Here is a 20,169-nt window from a genome sequence, read left to right as displayed (position 1 = left end):
GGTCGATTCCAAGGGGTGCGGGGTAGTGAGCAGACGCGAGGGCATCCATGATCGACGTTGCCTAGGCAACGAGACCATGGAGGCCCCGTGCACGTCGATCTGGACACCCTCGCGACCGCACTGTACTGCAGGATCGACGACGAGCTGAAAGCATCCCCGCAGCTCAACCGCTGGCGACCGAAGGTCGGGATCGCCCCGAAGATCACCGACGCCGAACTGATCACCGTATCGGTCATGCAGGTCCTGCTGCGCTACCACAACGAGAGCCACTGGATCCGCTATGCCCGGAAATCGATCATTCATCTGTTTCCCCGCCTGCCCAAACAACCGGGCTACAACAAACGGCTGCGAGGCCTGACCACCCAACTGGCCCACTGCATCGCGGTGCTGGCCACCGACACCGACCTGTGGCAGCACCCGATCCGCATCGCCGACTCCACCCCGGTGCCGTGCGGCATGTCCCGCGAGACCGCCCTGCGCTCCGACCTGAACGGCTGGGCCGGCTACGGCTACTGCGCCTCGCACTCCCGGCTGTTCTGGGGCCTGCGCCTGCACCTGGTCACCACCGTGCACGGCCTCCCGGTCGCGTTCGCCCTGACCAACGCCAAGACCGACGAACGCGAGGTCCTCATCGACCTGGTCAGCATGCAGCCCAACATGTTTCATCACCCGGACGGGCTGATCCTGATCGTGGACAAGGGCTACCGCGACCGCGCCACCGAAACCTGGCTCAACGACAGCGGTATCACCGTCGTACGACCCGCGTACCGCAACGAACCGGCCCGGCCCGGCCAGGGCCTGCTCCGCGCCGTACGACAGAGCATCGAATCGGTCAACCAGACCCTCAAAGGCCAACTCGACCTCGAACACCACGGCGGCCGGACCATCACCGGCGTCGCCGTCCGGGTCCTGCAACGCATCCTCGCCCTGACCGCCGCGATCTGGCACAACTGGCACACCGGTCAACCGATCATGCGGTCCTTGGTCGCCTACGATCACTGACCCCTTGGAATCGACCATCTAGGCCAGCCGGTGCAGGTGCGTCCGCCGCCCGTCGTGGTCGAGGATGCACAGGATCTCCGCCGCCCCGCCGTGCGCGCCGAACGCGTGCGGCACCATCGTGGAGAACTCCGCGGCCTCGCCGGCCTGGACCAGGATCGTGCGCTCGCCCAGCCGCAGCGCGAGGGTGCCGGACAGCACGGTCAGCCAGTCGTTGCCGGGGTGCGCCCGCAGCTCGTCCGGCCCCGGCACCGGCTTGGTCACCCGCATCTTCACCACGGTCGACCCGCCGGGCCCGTCGGCGTGGCGCAGCATCCACCGGGTCACCCCACGCTCGGCGTCGTGCTGCGGCCGGATGACCACGTCGGCGTCGTTGGCCTCGACCAGCTGGTCGAGCGTGGTGCCCAGCGCCCGGGCGATGGCGGTGAGCTGGTCGAGGCTGATCCGCCGGTGCCCGGTCTCGATCCGGCTGAGCGTGGACGGACTGAGGTAGCAGGCGGCCGCGAGGTCGTCCAGCGACATGCCGAGCGCCGCCCGCAGCCCCCGGATCCGCTTGCGCACGAGCGCATCAAGCTCCCCGTCCTGCGTCATGCTTCCCTCCTCCTTTGCCTCGCCTTGTCCGGCCTCGCGCTGGTTGGTCTTGCGCTGTCCGGTCTGGCGCCGTTTGGTCTTACGCCGGTTTGGCCTTGCGCTGTCCGGTCTAGCGCCGGTTTGGCCTCGCGTCGGTTTGGCCTCGCGTCGTTGGTCGTGCGTCGGTTTGGTCCTGCGTCCGTTCGGCCGCGGCGTCGACATGGTCTTGCGTCGTTTGGTCTTGCGTCGTTTGGTCTTGCGTCGTTTGGTCTTGCGTCGTTTGGTCTTGCGTCGTTTGGTCTTGCGTTATTGGCAAGATCCTATGCTGCCTGAGCAAGGCGTGGCTAGAGTGGCCGCATGCACACGCACGACCACGACCATCACCATGGCGACGGCGACCTGGCGGCCATGCTCGACCTCGATGCCGAGGTGCTGCACGAGTACCACGCGGGCATCGTCGCCTGGGTCCGCGACCACGCGGGCTCCCCGGCCACCGTCGCCGACCTGGGCGCGGGCACCGGCGCCGGCACGTTCGAGCTGCTCGCCCAGCTCCCCGCGGCGACGGTCGTCGCCGTCGACGCCTCCCCGGAGATGCTGGACCGCCTGACCACCAAGGCCGCCGAGCGCGGCCTGGCGGCTCGGGTCCGCCCGCTGGCCGCCGACCTCGACGCCGGCTGGCCCGCCGACCTGGGCAGCCCCGACCTGGTGTGGGCGGCCAACTCGATGCACCACCTGACCGACCCGCTCCGCACGCTGCGCGAGATCCACGCCGCCCTCCGCCCCGGCGCCCGGCTGGCGGTGGTGGAGCTGGAGTCGTTCCCGACCTTCCTCCCCGACGACATCGGCGTCGGCCGCCCCGGCCTGGAGGCCCGCCTCGCCACCGCGATGTCCCACCGCCGCGCCGAGGACATGCCCCACCTGGGCTCCGACTGGTCCACGACCCTGACCGGCGCCGGTTTCAAGCTGCGCGCCGAACGCCGCTTCACGGCCGACCGGCCGGCCCCGCCGTCCGAGGCAACCGCCCGCTACGCCTACCTGTCCCTGCGCCGCTCCCGCGACGGCCTGGCCGACCTCCTGCCCGCCGAGGACCTGGCCACGCTGGACGCCTTGCTCGACCCGCACGGCCCGCACTCGGTGCTGCGCCGCCCCGACCTGACCGTCCACGCCGAACGCGTAGCCTGGCTCGCCGAACGCCCGTAGCCCCGAGCCACCCCGCCCACCTCGGCCGGCGCGATGGACGAGGCCGGCGCCTAATCGCTCGTGATTGCCGGCGCCCGGACGGTCTCGGCCGCCGCGGGCTGGACGCCGACGCCCACCGACGGGGGCCGCGGCGGTCCTCGCCGCCCGCTCCGTGGACACTGCGGTTTGGTGGGCGATGCGGATGTCTCACCATTTGGTCGCGGCATCCGTTCCGCGTGGCTCGGGCGGACGGATGTCTCCGTGATCATGAAGTTCGCGGTGACTGCACCCGGGTTTCTCATGATCACGGAGACTTGTGGTACACGGGGGTACATCAACACTCCGCGATCATGAAAAACCGTTGGTGCCAACGTCGGATCCGCATGATCGCGGAGACTTCCGGTCGGCGCGCCAGGCGTTGGGCCGGGCCGGGCTCCGCACCCGGAAGCCGTGTTCACGACGACCTTCTGGTCGGCGCCGCCCGGCGGTCTGTCGGCGGCCGTGGGTGGATCAGGTGGCGATGTCCACGACGACGCGGTTGGGGTTGGGCAGGAGCATGACCCGGAAGCCGTGCCGCGCGGCCGTGGTCACGTCGGCCGTCATGATGCCCGCGCCGACCACGGTGAACCGCAGTCCGCGCAGCGTGGGCAGGCCGAAGGTGTACTCGCCTGGGCCGCTGTGCGACGCGTGCGGCGCCGTGGTCGGCGAGCCCGCGCCGGTGAAGGTGACCCGCAGGTGTGGCCCGCCGTCGGGGTAGCGCACGTCGAGCGACGGCGCCTGGTCGCCGGCCATGTCGAACACGAGCCGGTCGTAGCCGGGGTGGCGGCCCGACCGGACCGCGGTCACCAGCGCGTCCGGTGCGGTGCCGGTGTGCTGGTACGCCCCGGACTGGAAGGCCTGGTCGGGCTGGTGCGCGACGTCGACCGCGATCCGGTCCGGCCCGTGCAGGACCAGGACCCGGAACCCGACCCGGTCGTTGAGGCCCAGCCCGAAGTTCGCGTGGCCCTCGAAGTAGCCACCCGACCTGATCTGGCGCAGGGTCGGCAACGCCGGGTCGTACACCCGGCTCAGGTCGAGCGCCGGGTTGTCCAGGCCGGTGAACACCACCACGAGGGTGGCCTGGCCGGCGACCGGCACGGTGTCGCCGCGTCCCTGCTCGACCAGCGGGCCGTACTCGACCCGGTAGCCCGGCGTGCCACCGGTGAAGTCGAACACGGTGCGGTCGTATGCGTCGTGCCGCCCGGTGCGTATCCCGGTCAGCACCGGCCGGCCGGCGCCGGACGCCTCGCCGGTCACCGGCGCGGTGCCCGTCGGGGCGGGCAGATCCGCAGCCTGCGCCGCCACCCCCGGCTGGTCCGCGGCCAGCGCCACACCGGACAGCCCTAGCACCAGCCCGCCACAGACCGTCGCGTAGAGCAGCGATCGACGCACGGCCGTGGTCCGGGCCGTGTCGAGTGTCCCCAATGCCCGGCCGCCGCTGGCGGCCGTGGCGGGTGCCGATCGATGGACGGCCGTGGTCCGGGCCGGGCCGGGCGCCCCCAGCGCCTGGCCGGCGCGGGCGGCCGCGGCAAGCAGCAATCGATACATCGCTGTGCTCCTTCTCGTCGAAGTCGAAGAGGTGCACAGCTGACGCGGGATCACGCCCGGCGGTTTACGTCGGCTAGGCGACGGTCTACATGCGCCGCAGCACGCAGACCATCTTTCCCAGGATCACCGCGTCGTCGCCGGGGATCACCTGATAATGCGGGTTGCGGGGGACCAGCTCGACGTGGCCGTCGCGGACGCGGTAGGCCTTCACGGTCGCCTCGCCGTCGAGCATCGCCGCGACGATGTCGCCGTTGTCGGCCACGGCCTGCTGGCGCACCACGACGATGTCGCCGTCGCAGATTGCCGCCTCGATCATCGAGTCGCCCTTGACGTGCAGCGCGAACAGGGTGCCGTGCCCGACGAGCGTGGTCGGCAGGGTCAGCTCGTCGTCGGGCAGCTGCTCGGCCAGGATCGGCCCACCGGCGGCGATCGTGCCCAGCAGTGGCACCGGCACGCCCGGGTCGGCCCCCTGTGCCATCGCGTCGTTGGGCCCGCGGATGTCGACCGCCCGCGGGCCGTGCCGGTCGCGGCGCAGCAGCCCCTGCCGCTCCATCGCCTTGAGGTGGTGTGCCACCGACGACGGCGAACCGAGCCCGACCGCCGCCCCGATCTCCCGGACCGTCGGCGGATATCCCCGCCGCTCGATCGACTCGCGGATGACCGTCAGGATGCTCTGCTGGCGTGGGCTTGTCATGGGATCACGATACTGGAGGAGTTCGATCAGGTGTACGAATCTTTGGAGGATTTTACGATCTGTCACCTGAGGGGTTGCGCAAGGTGACGGGGTCAGCTGCCGACGCCGAGGTCGGCCATGAAGGCGGCCGGGTAGCGGTCGCCGCGGGCCGCACCCTTCGGTACCGCCGCCTCGATCCCGGCAATGTCGTCCGTGCTCAGCGTGATGTCCGTCGCCGGCAGCGCCTCGGACAGCCGGGCGCGGGTGCGGGCACCGATCAGTGGCACGATGTCCGCTCCCTGCGCGGCCACCCACGCGATGGCCAGTTGGGCGACCGTGCAGCCCTTCGCCCCGGCGACCCGGCGCAGCGCCTCCACCAGCGCGAGGTTGTGCTCCACGTTGCCGCTCGCGAACCGCGGGCTGAAACCGCGGAGGAAGTCGCCGGGTGCGGCCGGCCCGGCGTTCCAGTGCCCGGAGATGAGGCCGCGGCTGAGGACCCCGTAGGCGGTCAGTCCGATGCCCAGTTCGCGCAGCGTGGGTAGTACCTCCGCCTCGACGGCCCGCGACACCAGCGAGTATTCGATCTGCAGGTCGGCGATCGGATGCACGGCGTGCGCCCGCCGGATGGTCTCGGCGTCGACCTCCGAGAGTCCGATGTGGCGGACGTACCCGGCGTCGATCATCTCCTTGATCGCGCCGACGGTGTCCTCGATCGGCACGGCCGGGTCGAGCCGGGCCGGCCGGTAGATGTCGACGTGATCGGTACCCAGCCGGGTCAGCGAGTGGGCCAGGAAGTTCTTCACCGCCGCGGGCCGGTTGTCCTGCCCGCCCAATGTCGGGCCCGGGCCCCGCAGCTGGCCGAACTTGACGCTGAGCAGGTAGCCGTCCCGCGCCCGGCCACGCAGCGCCTCGGCGAGCAGCAGCTCGTTGTGCCCCATGCCGTAGAAGTCGCCGGTGTCGATCAGCGTGACGCCGGCCTCGAGCGCGGCGTGCACGGTGGCGATGCTTTCGGCGCGGTCCGAGGGCCCGTAGACGTCGCCCGACATGCCCATCGCCCCCAGGCCCAGCGCGGAAACGGTCGGCCCGGTGCGTCCCAATGTTCGTGTCTGCATGGGTTCGACCCTGCGCCCGCGGACCGGCGAGCGGGAGCGGAGCGTCGATCGTGGGAGGGCCGCTCCCTGGGTCCGGCGGGAATGCGGCGCGCGCCGGAAGCGTCATATCGGGCATGACTTCGCGGATCGTGTCCTGTGTCCGGTGCGGCCAGCGCAACCGGGTGCCCGCCTCCGCCACCGGAAAGCCGGTGTGCGGCAAGTGCCGGGAGGCGGTGCCGTGGATCGTCGACGCCGACGACACGACGTTCGGGGACGTGGCCGAGCGGTCCTCGACGCCGGTTCTGGTCGACCTTTGGGCGCCGTGGTGCGGACCGTGCCGCACGGTCGGTCCGGCTCTGGAGCAGGTGGCTGGTGATTTGGCGGGTACGATCAAGCTCGTCAAGGTCAACGTGGACGACGCGCCCGGCCTGCAGCGGCGCTTCGACGTCCGGGCCGTGCCGACGCTGATGATCCTCAAGGACGGCAAGGTGGTGGCCCGCCAGGCCGGCGCCGCCCCGGCCGCCACGTTGCGCGGCTGGGTGCAGCACACCCTCGCCGCGGCCTGACCGTCTGTCGCACCGGTAAATTGGTCCGCCGTGGACCAGACCCGGGTGTACCGTGCCACGGCCGGCGACCTCGCCGCGTTGCTGCCGCTGGTGCGCGAGTTCTGCGCGGTGGACCGGCACGAGTTCGACGAGGAGCGGGTGACCCGCGCCCTGCGCCCGCTGCTGGCCGGTGACGCCCACGGCCAGGTCTGGCTGGTCGGCGGCGCGGCCTCCGGGCCGGTCGGCTACGCGGTCGTCACCTGGGGCTGGAGCCTGGAGTCCGGCGGCCGGGAGGCGCTGCTCGATGAGATCTACGTCCGCGACCGGGGCAACGGTCTGGGCGGCGCGCTGCTGCGCCGTACCATTTCCGCCGCGACGGAGGCCGGCGCGGCGGCGATGTTCCTCGAGACCGAGGCGCACAACGACCGGGTGCGGACCTTTTATGCCCGTCACGGCTTCGAGGCGGAGGATTCGGTCTGGATGAGCCGGCCGACAGCCGCCGGAGCGGGGCTCCACGCGGAGCCCGGCGGATCGTACAGTGGCGCGTAAGGGAGCGCCCTCGCCACGGCACCGGCCGGGGCGCTCCCGCCTCATCCGCGCACCGCGGGCGTCAGCCGGTCGAGCACGGCGGCCAGGACGGCCGGGCTGGTGGCGAAGTTGAGCCGCACAAATGCGGTGGTTTCGACGGGGGTACCGGCGGAGAAGTCCGCTCCCTCGCTCAGCCGCACGCCGGCCGTCCGCTCCAGCCACTCGGCCGGCCGCGGGTGCCGCAGGCCGCCGAGCCAGGCGAGGTAGGTCGCCTCCGGCGGCATGTAGGACAGCGGCAGGCCGGCCGCCCACGCGCCAATGGCCGACCGATTCGCCGAAAGGGTCGCCCGCAGCTCGGCGAGCCATGTGTCGCTGTCCCGCCACGCGGCGACCGTGGCCAGCCGGCTCAGGGTGCTGGGCGTGCCGAATGCGTCCAGCGGTGCCGCGTCGAACGACGCGCGGAGGGCGGGCGGGCCGACGTGGGCCACCGCGCAGCGCAGCCCGGCGAGGTTGAAGGCCTTCGTCGCCGAGGTCGCCGTGATGGTACGGCGCGCCGCCCGCTCGCCCAGCGCCGCGAACGGCAGGTGCCGGTGGGGCGCATAGGTGAGGTCGGCGTGGATCTCGTCGGCGAGGACCGTCAGGTCGTACCGCTCGGCGAGCTCCAGCAACGCCTCCAGCTCGGCCCGCCGGAACACGCGCCCGGTCGGGTTCTGCGGGTTGACCAGGACCATGAGCCGCACGCCGGTCAGGTCCGGCCCGGCGGTCTCCTCGGGTCCGCCGGGGGCGGACCCGGCGGGGATCGGCAGCGGCACGATGCGGCGCCCGGCACGCAGGATGCTGGCCAGGAACGGGGGATAGGCCGGCACGTGGATCGCCACGCCGTCGCCGGGGCGGGTGGTGTGCTCGACGACCAGCTGCAGGATCTGCAGGACGTCGGTGAAGACCCGGGTGTGACCGGCGCTCGGCGTCCAGCCGTGGCGGCGCGCCATCCACGACTCGAACGCCGCCGGGACCGGGTCGCCGCCCGGCCAGTGCGGATAGCCGAAGTCCTCCCGGTCGACGCTGTCGAGCAGCGCGTGGCGGATCGCGGGCGCGACGCCGAGGTCCATGTCGGCCACCCACGCCCCGAGCGTGCCCGGCCCGAGCGCTCCCCACTTCACCCCGTTGCCGGCCCGCAGCCGCGCGGTGTCCACCGTGGACTTCGGGCGGAGCAGGTCGCGCAGGATCTCCATCTGGCCGTGGTGCTGGGCGAGCTCCTCGTACACGTGCAGCAGCGCCGCGCCCTGCGTCGCCACGCCCGGCGGGCCCTGGAAGTCCGGGTTCGGCGTGGCCCGCAGCGGCCCGGCGAAGTCGGCCCCGCGCACGTCGGCCGCGAGCCGCCGCCGGGCCGCGGCGACCCGCTCGAGCAGCGGCGCGACCGGCCCGGAGCTGGTGAACTCCGCGTCCCGGTCGCGCTCGACCGTCCGCCCGGCCACGAGCCCGCCCACCCAGTAGTCGACCACGCCCAGACAGTGCGTCAGCAGCGCATACGGCGAATTGGCCCTTTGCAGCGGCGGCCGCCGGTTGGCCAGCTCGTCGCCCAGCCCGCCGACGATGCCGGCCATGCCGGCCAGCGCCCGCCCGGTCGCGTCCAGGTACTCCTCGGCAGTGATCACAGTCGCCTCCGTCGTCACCGGTTCAGGGGGTGACGCGGCCACCTTGCGTCAACACCCCGTCACCTGTCAAGGTGGTGACGTGACGTTCGTGTTCGTGAGCGGCGACCTGGCGCTGGACTTCGCCGCCACGCTGAAGTGGCGGCGCAGCGGGACGCCGGAGGAGCTGCTGTCCACATCGGACGACGTGGCCCGCTGGGCGGTGGAGGCCGGCGTGCTCTCGCGCCCCCCGCGGGTCGGCGAGACCGAGCTGCGCGACCTGCTCGCCCTGCGCGAGGCCGTCTACCGCCTGCTGCGCGGCGACTTCATCGGTTCGGCGACGGCATCCGCGCGGCGCCCGGCCGACGTCCGGCTGGTCAATCGGGCCGCGGCCCGGCCCGGCCCGCGCGTCCAGCTCACCGCCGACGGCGTCCGGCGCACGGGCGACGCCGCGGCGCTGGCCACGGCCGTGGCGACGGCGGCAATCGGTCTGCTGGAGAGCCGTCCAACGGTCCGCGAGTGCGCCGGCGACGCCTGCACGCGGCTCTTCGTGGACCGCTCCCGGGCGGGCAACCGGACCTGGTGCGGGATGGAGGAGTGCGGCAACCGGGTGAAGGCGGCCTCATACCGCGCCCGCCGCTCGGCCTCGTGACGGCCGCCGCCCGGGCGGGGCGGTCAGCAGGACGTGAGGGTCCTGGCGCAGCGGCCGGCGGCGGCCGGGGCGAGACCGGCGGCCAGGCCGGGCGGGGTGCTGCCCACGGTGGTGTCGTTGAGCCAGAGCACGTAGTCGCCGCGGCGGATCGCGATGATGTCCGCGGCCACCGACAGGCCCACGTCGGTCGAGCCGGTCATCCGCAGCCCGATCGTGTCGTCGCCGAGGCCGGCCGGGGGCTGGATCGCGGCCAGCCGGAACCGTACCGAAATACCGGCGAGTTGCTGGTCGAAGGTCTGGCACGAGCCGGCGGTGCTGCGCAGCCGGGCCATCGCCTCGGGCGCCTTGCCGGCGGGGAAGCGGACGATGGCGTCGGTGAAGTACGGTCCGATGGCGCCCTGCGCGTAGGTGACCGCGGCCGACGTGGTCTCGTTGGTGGTCATCGGTTCGAGGGCCGGGCAGCCGGGGAAGCTGCCGCCGCCGATGCTCACCTTGCCGTTGTGGCTGGTCGCGATCGCCACCGGGACGAAGCCCGCCGGCACGTCCGCGTCGCCGAGCAGCCCGTCGCGGAGGTCCTCGCCGGTCCCGCCGGACGGCGCCGGGGACCGGCCCGCGGCGGACCGGCTCGGCGTGCCGCTACCCGCGCCGGCCGGGCTCGGACCGGCGGTGACGGGCGAACCGGGCGTCACGGGCACGGCGTCGGGGGTGGTGAACGCCAGGTCGGCCACCGGGTGCCAGCGTGCGACCGCCTCGGTGCCGGCCCGGGCCGGCACCGAGGCGGTGCCGGCCCGGGCCGAACAGCCCGTCAGGGCCAGGGCGCCGAGGAGCAGCAGTACCGTCCCGTTCCTGCGCATCACCGCACGTCCCCTCTCCGCAGCGTGGTCTCGGTGCCGACGCTACGGAGCGATGGGCGGCGCTGTGTCCGGAATTTCGGTTTCAGCCGCCGATCAGGGGAAATTTCCGGAAATGCCGGGTGCCGAGCACCGGGGCGGTCAGCGCGGCAGGGTGACGCCGGACAGCGCCGCGCAGGCGGACAGCAGGCCCTCCTGGTAGCGCATGTCGACGGCGGCCCGGTTCGGGCGCAGGACCTGGCGCCACTTGAAGTACCGCCCGGTGACCAGCGCGTCGCCGTCGCCGGAGGCGAGCCACACCTGCGTCGCGGAGCCGATCGGCAGGTCGTCGGTCGCGTTCGGGCCGCCGAGCTTCGTGCGGATCCAACCCGGATCCACCGCGTTGCTCACGACCTCCGGCCACAGCCGGGCCACCGCGAGGGCGAGCGCCACGTCGTGCAGCTTCGAGTCGCTGTACGCCTGCATGCCGTGCCAGGGCTTGGCGCGGTACTGCAGATCGTCGAGGTCCGCGATGCCCACCGACTCCAGGCCCGAGGTCAGGTAGATCAGCCGGTGCGGGCGCGGCATGAGGGCGGTCAGCACGTACGGCGCGAGGACGTTCACCTGAAAGGTCCGCTCGATGCCGTCGGCGGTCTCGCGGCGCTCGTCCTGCCCGCCGATGCCGGCGTTGTGGATGACCACGTCGCACCGGCCGGCGTCGGCGGCCAGCTGCCGGGTCTGTTCCAGCGACGCCAGGTCACCCACGACGACCTCACCGGCGCTCACGCCGGCGTCGGCCAGGGCGGCGGCCCGCTCCTTGCTGCGCGCGTGATACACGACCTCGTGGCCGAGCTCCGCCAACGTCCGCGCCGTCGCCAGGCCGATGCCGTCGGTCGAGCCGGTGACCAGTACCCTCGCCATAAGTCCGAGATGCTATAAGCCCGGCCGGGGCGGTCCGGCGGCGACCCGGGCGGCGGCCGCGGCCAGGTCGCCGCGCCACCAGCCGAGCGCCTCGATCCACCAGGTCATGCCGGCTGCGGCGTAGGGCTCCAGGGCCGGTGCGCCGGCCGGGCCGGCGGTGAAGCCCTCCAGGGCGATGTCGAGCCCGGGGACGTAGGCCGCGGCCGCGGCGAAGTCGGCCGGTGGCACGGGGGCGACCCGCTGGTCGTCGAAGATGGGCATCGCGCCGGCGAACCGGGCCGCCCGGCGCAGGCCGACCTTGCGCGGCCAGCGTGCCGCGCACCAGATCGGCACCGGCGGCACGCCCCACTCCCGCCACAGCGCGCCCAAACGGTCCAGCCGCTCGTCCAGCGCCCGGCCGCGGGCGCGCAGGTCCGGGTCCAGACCGAACTCGGTGTACTCCCGGTCGAGCGAACCGAGCGTGGCGACCAGCGTCAGCCGGCCGCCGGACAGCGCCGCGATCGCGGCCGCGTCCTGGGCCACCTCCTGCACCTGGCGGCGCGGCACCGCGACGGTCAGGATGATCCGCACCCGGGCGGTCGCCGCCGCGATCGCCGACGCCGCCGCGACCGGGCTGGTCACCGGCCAGCCGGGCTCGTCGAACAGCAGGTGGTCCCACAGGTGCACGCCGTCCCAGCCGTGCCGCTCCGCGGCGACCGCCAAGTCGAGCAGCGCCCGGACGTCACCGAACTGGCCGACCACGGGCAGGCCGATCGCATACCGAATGTCCACGCGGAGGATGTTACGTTCGCCGCATGCATGCGCGCGCCGAGCGGACCCTGGAGCGGCTGGCCGACTTCTACGCGGCGCCGGCCGTACCGATTCCCGGCGACCCGGCGGAACGAGCCCTCGAGCTGTTCCACGAGGTGGCGGCGGCCGTCCCGGCGTACCGAACCTTCCTGAGCGAACACGGCGTGGACCCGGCGGCCGTCGGCACCCCCGCCGACTTCGCGAAGCTGCCGCTGGTCACCAAGGAGTCGTACCTGCGGCGATACCCGCTGCCGCAGCGGTGCCGCGGCGGACGTCTGGACGCGAACGACACCGTGGCCGTGTCGTCCGGTTCGTCGGGGCAGCCAACGGTCTGGCCGCGGTCCGTCGCCGACGAACTGGCGGTCGCGCGGCGGTTCGAGGACGCGCTCGTCAACGGTTTCGGTCTGACCGATGTGGACAGCACGCTCGTGGTCGTGTGCTTCGCGCTCGGCAGCTGGGTCGGCGGCATGTACACCGCCGACGCCTGCCGGCACCTGGCCGCCAAGGGCTACCCGGTCACGGTCGCGACGCCGGGCAACAGCGTGGACGAGATCCTGCGGGTGGTCGGGCAGCTCGCGCCGCAGTACCGCCAAACGGTGCTCGCCGGATACCCGCCGTTCGTCAAGAATGTCGTCGACGAGGGCGTGCGGCGGGGAGTGGACTGGCCGGCGTACCGAATCCGGATGCTGCTCGCCGGCGAGGTGTTCAGCGAGGCGTGGCGCGACCTGATGGGCCGCCGCGCGGGCATGACCCGGCCCGACCGCGACTCGGTATCGCTCTACGGCACCGCCGACGCCGGCGTGCTGGGCAACGAGACGCCGCTGAGCGTGCGGATCCGCCGCTTCCTGGCCGCCGACCCGGCCGTCGCCCGCGAACTGTTCGGCGACCCCCGCCTGCCGACGCTCGTGCAGTACGACCCGATGGTCCGCTACTTCGAAACCGTCGACGGCACGCTGCTGTTCACCGGCGACGGCGGTGTGCCGCTGGTCCGCTACCACATCGCGGACGAGGGCGGCCTGCTCACCCACGCCGAGCTGACCGCCTTCTGCCGGCGCCACGGCTTCGACCCGGGCGAGGGCGACGAGCGCCCGTTCGCCTACGTCTTCGGCCGGTCGCTGTTCACGGTGTCGTACTTCGGCGCCAACGTCTACCCGGAGAACGTCACCGTCGCCCTGGAAGATCCGGCCATCGCGGACGACGTCACCGGCAAGTTCGTGATGGAGGTGCGCACGGAGGCCGACGAGGAGCGCCGGTTCTGCGTCGTCGTCGAGCGCGCCCCGGACCGTCCCGCCCCCGACCGGGTGGCCGTCGCCGTGGCCGTGCGGGCCGCTCTGCTGCGGCTCAACAGCGAGTACACCAACTACGTGCCGGCGGCCTACCAGACCCCGCTCGTCGAGGTCCGCGACCCGGGCGATCCTGACTACTTCCCGCCCGGCGTTAAGCACCGTTACCGTCGGTGAGGGGTGTCCGGACGGCGTGGATCGGCGCGTAGCCGGTCGGGCCGAACGACACGTTGTCACTGGCCGTGATCGTCACCGTGTCGCCGGCGAAGGCGCAGCGGTAGGTGCGCACGAACGGGCCGTCGATGTATGCGACGCGCAGCGTGCATTCGGTCGGGGTGGTCCAGGCGCCGGTGCTCGCCTGGGTGCCGTTGGTGTGCCACTCGCCGGGGCGGCAGGGGTACGCGTGGGTGCCGGTCGCGTCCTCGAGCGTCACCAGGCCGGGGGAGAAGGTGATCGACCGGATCGTCGGAGGCTGCTCGTGGCTCGGGCGCCAGTCCTCCGGGCGCACGCGCCTGGGGTTCGCGACGGTGAAGGTTCCGTCTGCTGTGGACTGTCCACCGTGGAGTGCGGGCAGCGCCAGGGTGGCCAGGCGGGCCGCGGTGGCCGGGGCCGGGGGTGTGCGGTCGTCCAGGAGATGCTCCCAGACCAGATCGAGGATCGCCTGCATGTTCTCGGTGCCGGAGTTGACGGCCAGCACCGAATCCTGGGCCGGCATCACCACGCAGAGCTGGCCGAACGCGCCGTCACCGCGGAAGGCGTCGTGCCGGCAGCGCCAGAACTGGAAGCCGTAGCCCTGCCGCCAGTCCACGGTGCTGAGGTCGCCCCAGTGGGGGTTCTCCACCTGGCGGCGGGTCGCCTCGCCGGCCCAGCCGGCGGGGAGGATGCCGCGGTCGTCGCGCAGGTACAGCTGGCCGAAGCGGGCGATCTCCGCGGTCCGGGCGGTCATGCCCCAGCCGGCGGTGTCGAGGCCGAGCGGGCACCGTTCCCACGTCACGGACTCGAAGGCGAGCGGGTCGAACAGCCGCGGCCGCAGGTAGTCGACCAGGCGCTGGCCGGTGCGGCGCTGCACGATGGCGCCGGCCAGGTAGGTGGCGCCGGTGTTGTAGACGAAGTAGCTGCCCGGCTCGCGGCCGACCGGCAGACGCAGGAAGGCGTCCGCCCAGTCTTCGCCGGTGACGATGGCCGGGGCGGTGTCCTCCGTGTGGCCGGTGGTCATGGTGAGCAGGTGCCGGACCAGCATGCGCGGATCGCCGCGGCCGCCGAAATACTCCGCTACCGGCGCGTCGAGGTCGACCAGGCCCTCGGCGACCGCGAAGCCGACGGCCGTGGACGTGAAGCTCTTGCTGAGCGAGAACAGGCGGTGCGGGACGTCGGCCCGATACGGGTGCCAGTATCCCTCGGCGACCACCGCGCCGCCCCGCACGAGGACCAGGCCGTGCAGCGCGTCAATGGTCCGCTCCGCCGCGTCGAGAAACGAATCGATGCTCATCGCTCACCCTACCGGTTCGCCGTCGATGAAGACCATTTCGGCATGGACGTCGTAGAGGGGCGTGCCCGGTTCGAACGGATCGCGGTCCAGCACGACCAGGTCGGCGGCCTTTCCCGCCGCGAGGTCGCCGATCTCGGCGTCCAGGCCGCTGACGTACGCCGAACCGGCCGTGTACGCGGTCAGCGCCTGCTCCAGCGTCAGGGCCTGCTCGGGCAGCATCGGGGTCCGCGCCGCCGGCCACGTCGCCTCGGGCGAGTCGGGCGGCTCGGTGCGGTTGACCGCCACATGGATCGCCCGCCACGGATCGGGGGTGGTCACCGGCCAGTCGCTGCCCGCGGCGAGCCGGCCGCCGGCGCGGGCGATGGCGCCGAACGGGTACTGGTGCGCGGCGCGGGCCGGGCCGAAGTACGGCACACACAGGGTGTCGTTCTGCTCGTGGTGGGTGGCCCACAGGGCCTGGATGTTCGCCGTGACGCCGAGGGCGGCGAAGCGCGGCACGTCATCCGGGTGTACCACGTGCAGGTGCGCGACGTGATGGCGCCGCGTGTTGCCGCTGCCGGCCACCGCGTCGAGGCATTCGCGGACCGCCCGGTCGCCGATGGCGTGGAAATGCACGGCGAAGCCCGCCCGGTCCAGCTCGGCGACGCAGGCGCGCAACCGTTCCGGGTGCACATTGGAGGTACCCCTGGCATCAAGACCGGCATATGGTTCGAGCATCGCGGCGGTGAAGTTCTCCGCCACGCCGTCCTGCATGATCTTCACGATGCCGGCGCGGAACCGTCCCCCGGGGTCGGCCGCCGCGTCCGCCCGCCGTCGCAGCAGCCCGGCGATCTGCTCGGGGCCGCGGTCGCGCTCCCACCACAGCGCGCCGGCGACCCGGGCCCGCAGCCGTCGCTCCCGGTCGGCCCGCAGGTAGACGCCGAACTGGTCGCGGGAGCCGGCGTAGGCGCCGACGATGGCGTCCTGCCAGCCGGTGATGCCGAGCGAGCAGAGGTACCGCTGGGCCTCCATGAGGGCGCGGTCGTAGTCCTCGTCGGTGTCGGCCGGGAGCAGCGGCGTGACCAGGTCCATCGCCGCCTCGTGCAGGACGCCGGTCGGGGTGCCGTCCGGGTCGCGCTCGATCCGGCCGCCGGGCGGGTCGGCGCTGGCCGCGTCGATCCCGGCGCGGCGCAGCGCGGCCGAGCTCACCCACGCCGAGTGGTGGTCGCGGTTGGGCAGGAACACCGGCCGGTCCCCGGCGACGGCGTCGAGGTCCTCGCGGCGCGGCAGGCCGCCGGGGAAGGCCGACATCGACCAGCCGCCGCCGGTGATCCAGGCCGCGGCCGGGTTCGCCGCCGCGTAGGCGCCGATGACCCGCAGGTACCCGGGGCGGTCGTACACGTCGGACAGGTCGCAGCGCAGCCGTTCCAGCGCGCCGCTGACCGGGTGCACGTGCGCGTCGTGCAGGCCCGGCACGAGCAGCCGGCCGTCGAGGTCGACGACGTCGAACCGGCCGCCGCCGAGCGCGTCGAGCACGTCGCCGCGCCGGCCGGTCGCGAGGATCCGGCCGGCGCGCACGGCCAGGGCCTCGGGCCGCGGCCCCGGCCGGCCGGTCCAGATCGGTCCGCCGGTGAACACCAGGTCCGTCACGGTCGCGACTCTATCGGTCCGCCGGGCCGGCGCCCCGGTTCACACGCGGCGCAGCTCGCGGTCGCGCCAGGCGGCCGGCAGCTCCCGCGAATCCGGCCCGCGATCGACCCCCGCGATCCCCCGCGCGGCGGACCCATTAGCGTCGCCGCCACCGTGCTACGCCCGCACCCGTGCCGGCCGGGCACCACCCGGGCACCAGCACCGCCGGCCGCCATGCCCGCCGCCGGCCGCGATGCCCGGCCTGCGCGTCTTCACGCCCCGGGGGCGGGCACGACGTCCCGGATGTTGAACACTGCACGCCGCAGCGGCAGGAAGTCTCCGTGATCATGCGCGTCCGGCGTAGACACCAACGGTTTTTCATGATCATGGAGTGTCGATGTACCCCCGTGTACCACAAGTCTCCGGGATCATGAAAAACCCATGCCGCGGCTGCCGCGAGCATCATGATCACGGAAACATTGCGTCCGCCCCGGCCGCGTGGCGGCAATTAATCCGGACATTTCCGAAATGTCGCCTGGCCCGGCGCCGGCGCCGGCGGGAGCGGCGCTGGCGGGAGCGGCGCTGGCGGGAGCGGGGCTGGCGGGAGGGAGGACGGCGCCGGCGGGAGGGCGGTGCTAACCGCGACGACCTAGGGGGCGGAGGGCGGCAGGCCGGGCGGCACCGGTGGCATCGGTGGCATCGGCGGGGCGGGCCAGGGCACGGCGCCGGGCGCGGGCACGGGCGCGTCGGCCTCGGGCCGCTTGCGGGCCAGCAGCCCGGCGACGAGCAGCGCGACGCCGACGGTGATGAGCACCGCGTCGCCGAGGAGGTACGCGTTGTTGACCGCGTTGAGCGAGTCGAGGTCGAAGTCGCCGTCGGACGACATCGTGCGCAGGTGCAGCACCCACAGCACGTTGACCGCCATGTCCGCGGCCACCATCAGGCTGCCGGCGGCGGTCAGCAGGCCGGCGGCGACGCCGAGGCGGCGGATGGAGAGCAGGGCGATGAGCACCCCGGCGAGGCCGATGATCAGCAGTGGCAGCCGAAGGGCGATCTGCACGCCCCAGGACAGCGGCTCAACGGCGGTCGACTCCACCCGGCACACCCTACCGGAGGCCGCGGCACCCGAGCGGAACCCGGTCCGGCGGCGGCCGCGCCGCGGAGCCCGGTCAGGAGACGGTCACGCGGCGGCGCATGTAGTGCTCGACGGCGCCGCCCGGGTGCGCGTCGTCGACCGCCGACTCGACCGCCTCGCGCAGCCAGTTCGGCAGCGAGCCGGGCAGGTTCATGCCGTTGTCGACCTGCCAGCCGTCCTGGCCCAGGGTGTTGAGGAGGTCGACCTTGCCCGGGACGGGCTGGGAACGCACGCTGCTGCCGTCGACGACGACCGCGGCCAGGCCGTACTCGATCGCCCGCTGCGCGTGGTCCGGGTGGTTGCGCAGCCGGCGCTGCTCCTCCGACTGCGTGGAGACGAAATAGACGAAGCCGTACTCCCACTGCTCGCTCGACATGCCGCGATGCTGCCCGATCGGCCGCATCCGGCGCGGCGGAATGCGGTGGGGACCACCCGTGCCGGGTCGGCCGGAAGGCGGACCCGGGCCTCAGCCGGGCGGCGAGACGGCCCGGGAACGGTCGAGGCGGTGCAGCACGAGCCGCTGCTGGCGGGCGTAGGCGCGCTGGCCCAGGGCCCGCAGCTGCTCCCGGCTGCGGGCGCCGCGCAGGTAGTGCTCCAGCGACTCGCCCGGCTCTCCCAGCGAGGCCGCCTCGTCGAACGGGGGGAGCGCGGCGAGGCGGTAGGCGCCGGCCCGGCCGGGCACCGCCTCGATCGGCAGGCCGGCCGAGGTCAGCAGGTCCATGTCGAGGTAGATGGTCCGCACGTCGACGCCGAAGCGGCAGGACAGGTCGGCGGCGGAGACCCACGGCCGGGACCGCAGCTGCAGCAGGATCCCGACGTGCCGGGCGTGCCGGGCGCTCACGACGCCACCAGCAGGGCCTGCAGGGCGGCGGCCTGGGTGCGCCAGTCCGGCGGGGCCGAGGCGGACTGCGCCCACCGGGAGCTGACCCGGTTCAGCGAATCGCGGCCGTTCCACAGCGTCGCGGCCTGCGTGTCGGCGAAGGACTGGAACTGCGGGCCGGCCTCCGCGAGGTACCGCATGAATATGCCCTTGAACTGTTTCTGGTTGTCGTCGCAGGTCCCGGCCGGGTCGCACGACTCGGTGAGCACGCCGCCCTGGACCAGGGGCGAGGCGAGCGCGGCGGTGCCGAGCCGGCGGGCCGCGTCCTGGTAGGTGGCCGAGCCGGTGGCCCGGTAGAGCTCCATCGCGGCGCCGATGGCGAGGCCCTGGTTGTAGGTCCAGACGGTCTGGCCGTTGTTCTGGCAGCCGCTGGTGAGCCCGTCGTTGACCAGGCCGGCGCCGCTGATCAGGCCGCTGTTCGCGAACCAGGTCCAGCCGGTGACGGCCCGGTTGAGCCACGCCGTGTCGCCGGCGATGCGGTTGTGCAGGGCGGCGGTGAGCCGCAGGTACAGCCCGATCGTGACGGCGTTCTTGTAGGTGCGCTCGCGGTCCCACCACACGCCGCCGCCGCACGTGGACGGGTCCCAGTAGCCGGCGACGTAGTTGGCGATGGTGACCGCCTCGTCGAGGTACACCCGGTCGTGGGTGAGGTCGTAGGCGTCGATCCAGGTGAGGCCCCACCAGGCGGTGTCGTCGATGGAGCGGCTGATGAAGTGGCCCTCGACCGGGTCGGAGGAGCGGCCGCCGGCCGGGAAGGCGACCCGGTTGACGTCGAAGGTCCGCCGGATCAGGGGGGTGTACGTCTGGTCGCCGGTGCGCCGCGTCCAGGAGACGACCGCGGAGAGTGCGACGGCGGAGTTCCACCAGCTCGACGGCCACCACGCCGGGTAGGGGTCGTAGGAGTACATGAGCGCGTCGGCGGCGGCGCGCAGCCGGTCGGCGGCCGGGCGGCTCCACGGGGTGCAGGCGCCGTTCTGCCCCTCGACGGCCCGGCCGCAGGCGCGCACCGCCCCGCCGTAGAGCAGCGAGGTGGGGTCGGCGGCGTTGAACCGGGTGGTGCGGCCGCTGGTCGTGCGGCCCAGTGAGGACCCGCCGGGCCAGGAGGCGCCGCCGTCGAAGGAGCGGTCCAGCCACACCTCGTCGCCGGCCCGGTTGTTGGTGATGGTGCCCCAGGCCATGCCGGCGGCGTCGAAGTGCAGCGAGATCTGCCGGCCGCTCAGCGTCACCGTGCTCACCGGCTGGGCGTCGGTCCCGCCGCTGGCGTTGTCGCAGGTGGCGTTGCACACGGCGGCGTGGACCCAGCCGGTGCAGGCCACGGCGTGCGCGTCGGCGCACGCCCGGATCATGCCGCGCCGATGGTGGGAGGGGTCGGAGAGGTTGTACATCAGGGTGCGGGTGCCGGTCCAGGTGGCCGGGATCGAGGCCTTGCCCAGCAGCCCCTCCCAGGTGGCGCCGCCGTCGAAGGAGCGGTCCAGCCAGACGGACTCGTTCTCGGTGCCGGCGTCGATGCTGCCCCAGGCCATGCCGTCCACGTCGGACAGGTGCAGCACCAGGCGGCGGTTGTTCACCAGCAGCGTGCCGACCGGGAACGTCTCCTGGCGGGCGAGCGAGGGGTCGCGGGTGTCGCAGTACTGGGCGCACACCGGCGGGTTCGCCGCCGCGGCCGGGACCGCCGCGACGGCGGAACCCGCCAGTAGGAGGAGGGCGGGGAGCATGCGGTGGATGGCGGCCACGGGAAACTTCCTTTACAGAAAGCGCTCTCACAACGTTGTACGTCGA

Annotated in this window: 20 protein-coding genes; 6 read left to right on the top strand and 14 right to left on the bottom strand. The window is 73.2% G+C overall.

The window, feature by feature from the left end; all coding sequences use genetic code 11:
• Nucleotides 1-87 precede the first annotated feature (87 nt).
• Entirely contained in the window at nucleotides 88-1,002 is a 915-nt protein-coding gene (locus tag ACQPXD_RS29135; protein ID WP_432824503.1) for an IS982 family transposase, read from the top strand.
• Nucleotides 1,003-1,020: 18 nt separating this feature from the next.
• On the opposite strand, the gene ACQPXD_RS29130 is transcribed toward ACQPXD_RS29135, so the two are convergent.
• A complete protein-coding gene (locus ACQPXD_RS29130) occupies nucleotides 1,021-1,590 on the bottom strand; it encodes a helix-turn-helix domain-containing protein (RefSeq protein WP_432824502.1) in 570 nt (189 codons plus the stop codon).
• Between the two features lie 336 nt (nucleotides 1,591-1,926).
• Here ACQPXD_RS29130 and ACQPXD_RS29125 point away from each other — a divergent pair, with 336 nt between their 5' ends.
• Nucleotides 1,927-2,769 carry a class I SAM-dependent methyltransferase gene (locus ACQPXD_RS29125; RefSeq protein ID WP_432824501.1) on the top strand — a complete coding sequence of 281 codons (843 nt, stop codon included), beginning with the start codon at nucleotides 1,927-1,929 and terminating at the stop codon, nucleotides 2,767-2,769.
• 489 nt (nucleotides 2,770-3,258) lie between these two features.
• On the opposite strand, the gene ACQPXD_RS29120 is transcribed toward ACQPXD_RS29125, so the two are convergent.
• From ACQPXD_RS29120 to ACQPXD_RS29110, 3 genes are all read right to left on the bottom strand, one after another.
• Nucleotides 3,259-4,335 carry an AMIN-like domain-containing (lipo)protein gene (locus tag ACQPXD_RS29120; protein ID WP_432824500.1) on the bottom strand — a complete coding sequence of 359 codons (1,077 nt, stop codon included), beginning with the start codon at nucleotides 4,333-4,335 and terminating at the stop codon, nucleotides 3,259-3,261.
• 85 nt (nucleotides 4,336-4,420) lie between these two features.
• Complete coding sequence (gene lexA / locus ACQPXD_RS29115; protein WP_432824499.1) at nucleotides 4,421-5,029, bottom strand: transcriptional repressor LexA; 609 nt, start codon at nucleotides 5,027-5,029, stop codon at nucleotides 4,421-4,423.
• A gap of 92 nt (nucleotides 5,030-5,121) precedes the next feature.
• Entirely contained in the window at nucleotides 5,122-6,120 is a 999-nt protein-coding gene (locus ACQPXD_RS29110) for an aldo/keto reductase (RefSeq protein ID WP_432824498.1), read from the bottom strand.
• Nucleotides 6,121-6,233: 113 nt separating this feature from the next.
• On the opposite strand from ACQPXD_RS29110, the gene trxA reads away from it, so the two are divergent.
• A complete protein-coding gene (trxA, locus tag ACQPXD_RS29105) occupies nucleotides 6,234-6,665 on the top strand; it encodes a thioredoxin (protein ID WP_432824497.1) in 432 nt (143 codons plus the stop codon).
• Between the two features lie 30 nt (nucleotides 6,666-6,695).
• Complete coding sequence (locus ACQPXD_RS29100; RefSeq protein ID WP_432824496.1) at nucleotides 6,696-7,193, top strand: N-acetyltransferase family protein; 498 nt, start codon at nucleotides 6,696-6,698, stop codon at nucleotides 7,191-7,193.
• Nucleotides 7,194-7,234: 41 nt separating this feature from the next.
• Here ACQPXD_RS29100 and ACQPXD_RS29095 read toward each other — a convergent pair whose 3' ends face one another.
• Complete coding sequence (locus ACQPXD_RS29095) at nucleotides 7,235-8,827, bottom strand: aminotransferase class I/II-fold pyridoxal phosphate-dependent enzyme (protein ID WP_432824495.1); 1,593 nt, start codon at nucleotides 8,825-8,827, stop codon at nucleotides 7,235-7,237.
• Nucleotides 8,828-8,906: 79 nt separating this feature from the next.
• Here ACQPXD_RS29095 and ACQPXD_RS29090 point away from each other — a divergent pair, with 79 nt between their 5' ends.
• On the top strand, nucleotides 8,907-9,455 hold the full coding sequence (locus ACQPXD_RS29090; protein WP_432824494.1) for a CGNR zinc finger domain-containing protein: 549 nt from the start codon (nucleotides 8,907-8,909) through the stop codon (nucleotides 9,453-9,455).
• A gap of 23 nt (nucleotides 9,456-9,478) precedes the next feature.
• Here the strand turns inward: ACQPXD_RS29090 and ACQPXD_RS29085 are convergent, their stop codons facing one another.
• The 3 genes from ACQPXD_RS29085 to ACQPXD_RS29075 all read right to left on the bottom strand — a co-directional run bounded on the left by ACQPXD_RS29085 (nucleotide 9,479) and on the right by ACQPXD_RS29075 (nucleotide 11,977).
• The gene (locus ACQPXD_RS29085) at nucleotides 9,479-10,309 is read right to left on the bottom strand and encodes a hypothetical protein (protein WP_432824493.1); all 831 of its coding nucleotides are present in this window, start codon (nucleotides 10,307-10,309) and stop codon (nucleotides 9,479-9,481) included.
• A gap of 138 nt (nucleotides 10,310-10,447) precedes the next feature.
• Nucleotides 10,448-11,206 carry an SDR family NAD(P)-dependent oxidoreductase gene (locus ACQPXD_RS29080; RefSeq protein WP_432824492.1) on the bottom strand — a complete coding sequence of 253 codons (759 nt, stop codon included), beginning with the start codon at nucleotides 11,204-11,206 and terminating at the stop codon, nucleotides 10,448-10,450.
• 12 nt (nucleotides 11,207-11,218) lie between these two features.
• Nucleotides 11,219-11,977 carry an LLM class flavin-dependent oxidoreductase gene (locus ACQPXD_RS29075; protein WP_432824491.1) on the bottom strand — a complete coding sequence of 253 codons (759 nt, stop codon included), beginning with the start codon at nucleotides 11,975-11,977 and terminating at the stop codon, nucleotides 11,219-11,221.
• Nucleotides 11,978-12,000: 23 nt separating this feature from the next.
• On the opposite strand from ACQPXD_RS29075, the gene ACQPXD_RS29070 reads away from it, so the two are divergent.
• Complete coding sequence (locus ACQPXD_RS29070) at nucleotides 12,001-13,455, top strand: phenylacetate--CoA ligase family protein (protein WP_432824490.1); 1,455 nt, start codon at nucleotides 12,001-12,003, stop codon at nucleotides 13,453-13,455.
• Here the strand turns inward: ACQPXD_RS29070 and ACQPXD_RS29065 are convergent.
• The 6 genes from ACQPXD_RS29065 to ACQPXD_RS29040 all read right to left on the bottom strand — a co-directional run bounded on the left by ACQPXD_RS29065 (nucleotide 13,433) and on the right by ACQPXD_RS29040 (nucleotide 20,123).
• A complete protein-coding gene (locus ACQPXD_RS29065) occupies nucleotides 13,433-14,767 on the bottom strand; it encodes a serine hydrolase domain-containing protein (RefSeq protein WP_432824489.1) in 1,335 nt (444 codons plus the stop codon). The genes ACQPXD_RS29070 and ACQPXD_RS29065 overlap by 23 nt on opposite strands.
• Before the next feature lie 3 nt (nucleotides 14,768-14,770).
• On the bottom strand, nucleotides 14,771-16,396 hold the full coding sequence (locus ACQPXD_RS29060) for an amidohydrolase (protein WP_432824488.1): 1,626 nt from the start codon (nucleotides 16,394-16,396) through the stop codon (nucleotides 14,771-14,773).
• Between the two features lie 628 nt (nucleotides 16,397-17,024).
• Complete coding sequence (locus ACQPXD_RS29055) at nucleotides 17,025-17,471, bottom strand: hypothetical protein (RefSeq protein WP_432824487.1); 447 nt, start codon at nucleotides 17,469-17,471, stop codon at nucleotides 17,025-17,027.
• A gap of 73 nt (nucleotides 17,472-17,544) precedes the next feature.
• Nucleotides 17,545-17,886: a hypothetical protein gene (locus tag ACQPXD_RS29050; protein ID WP_432824486.1), complete on the bottom strand. Its 342-nt coding sequence runs from the start codon at nucleotides 17,884-17,886 to the stop codon at nucleotides 17,545-17,547.
• Nucleotides 17,887-17,976: 90 nt separating this feature from the next.
• Nucleotides 17,977-18,351, bottom strand: coding sequence for a helix-turn-helix transcriptional regulator (locus tag ACQPXD_RS29045; protein ID WP_432824485.1), 375 nt, complete (start codon nucleotides 18,349-18,351; stop codon nucleotides 17,977-17,979).
• Nucleotides 18,348-20,123, bottom strand: coding sequence for a glycoside hydrolase family 76 protein (locus ACQPXD_RS29040; RefSeq protein ID WP_432824484.1), 1,776 nt, complete (start codon nucleotides 20,121-20,123; stop codon nucleotides 18,348-18,350). The genes ACQPXD_RS29045 and ACQPXD_RS29040 overlap by 4 nt, the downstream gene beginning before the upstream one ends.
• Nucleotides 20,124-20,169: the final 46 nt, after the last annotated feature.

The organism is Dactylosporangium sp. CA-092794 (assembly GCF_050948465.1).
GTDB lineage: Bacteria > Actinomycetota > Actinomycetes > Mycobacteriales > Micromonosporaceae > Dactylosporangium.
This window is presented reverse-complemented; position numbering and strand designations above follow the sequence as displayed.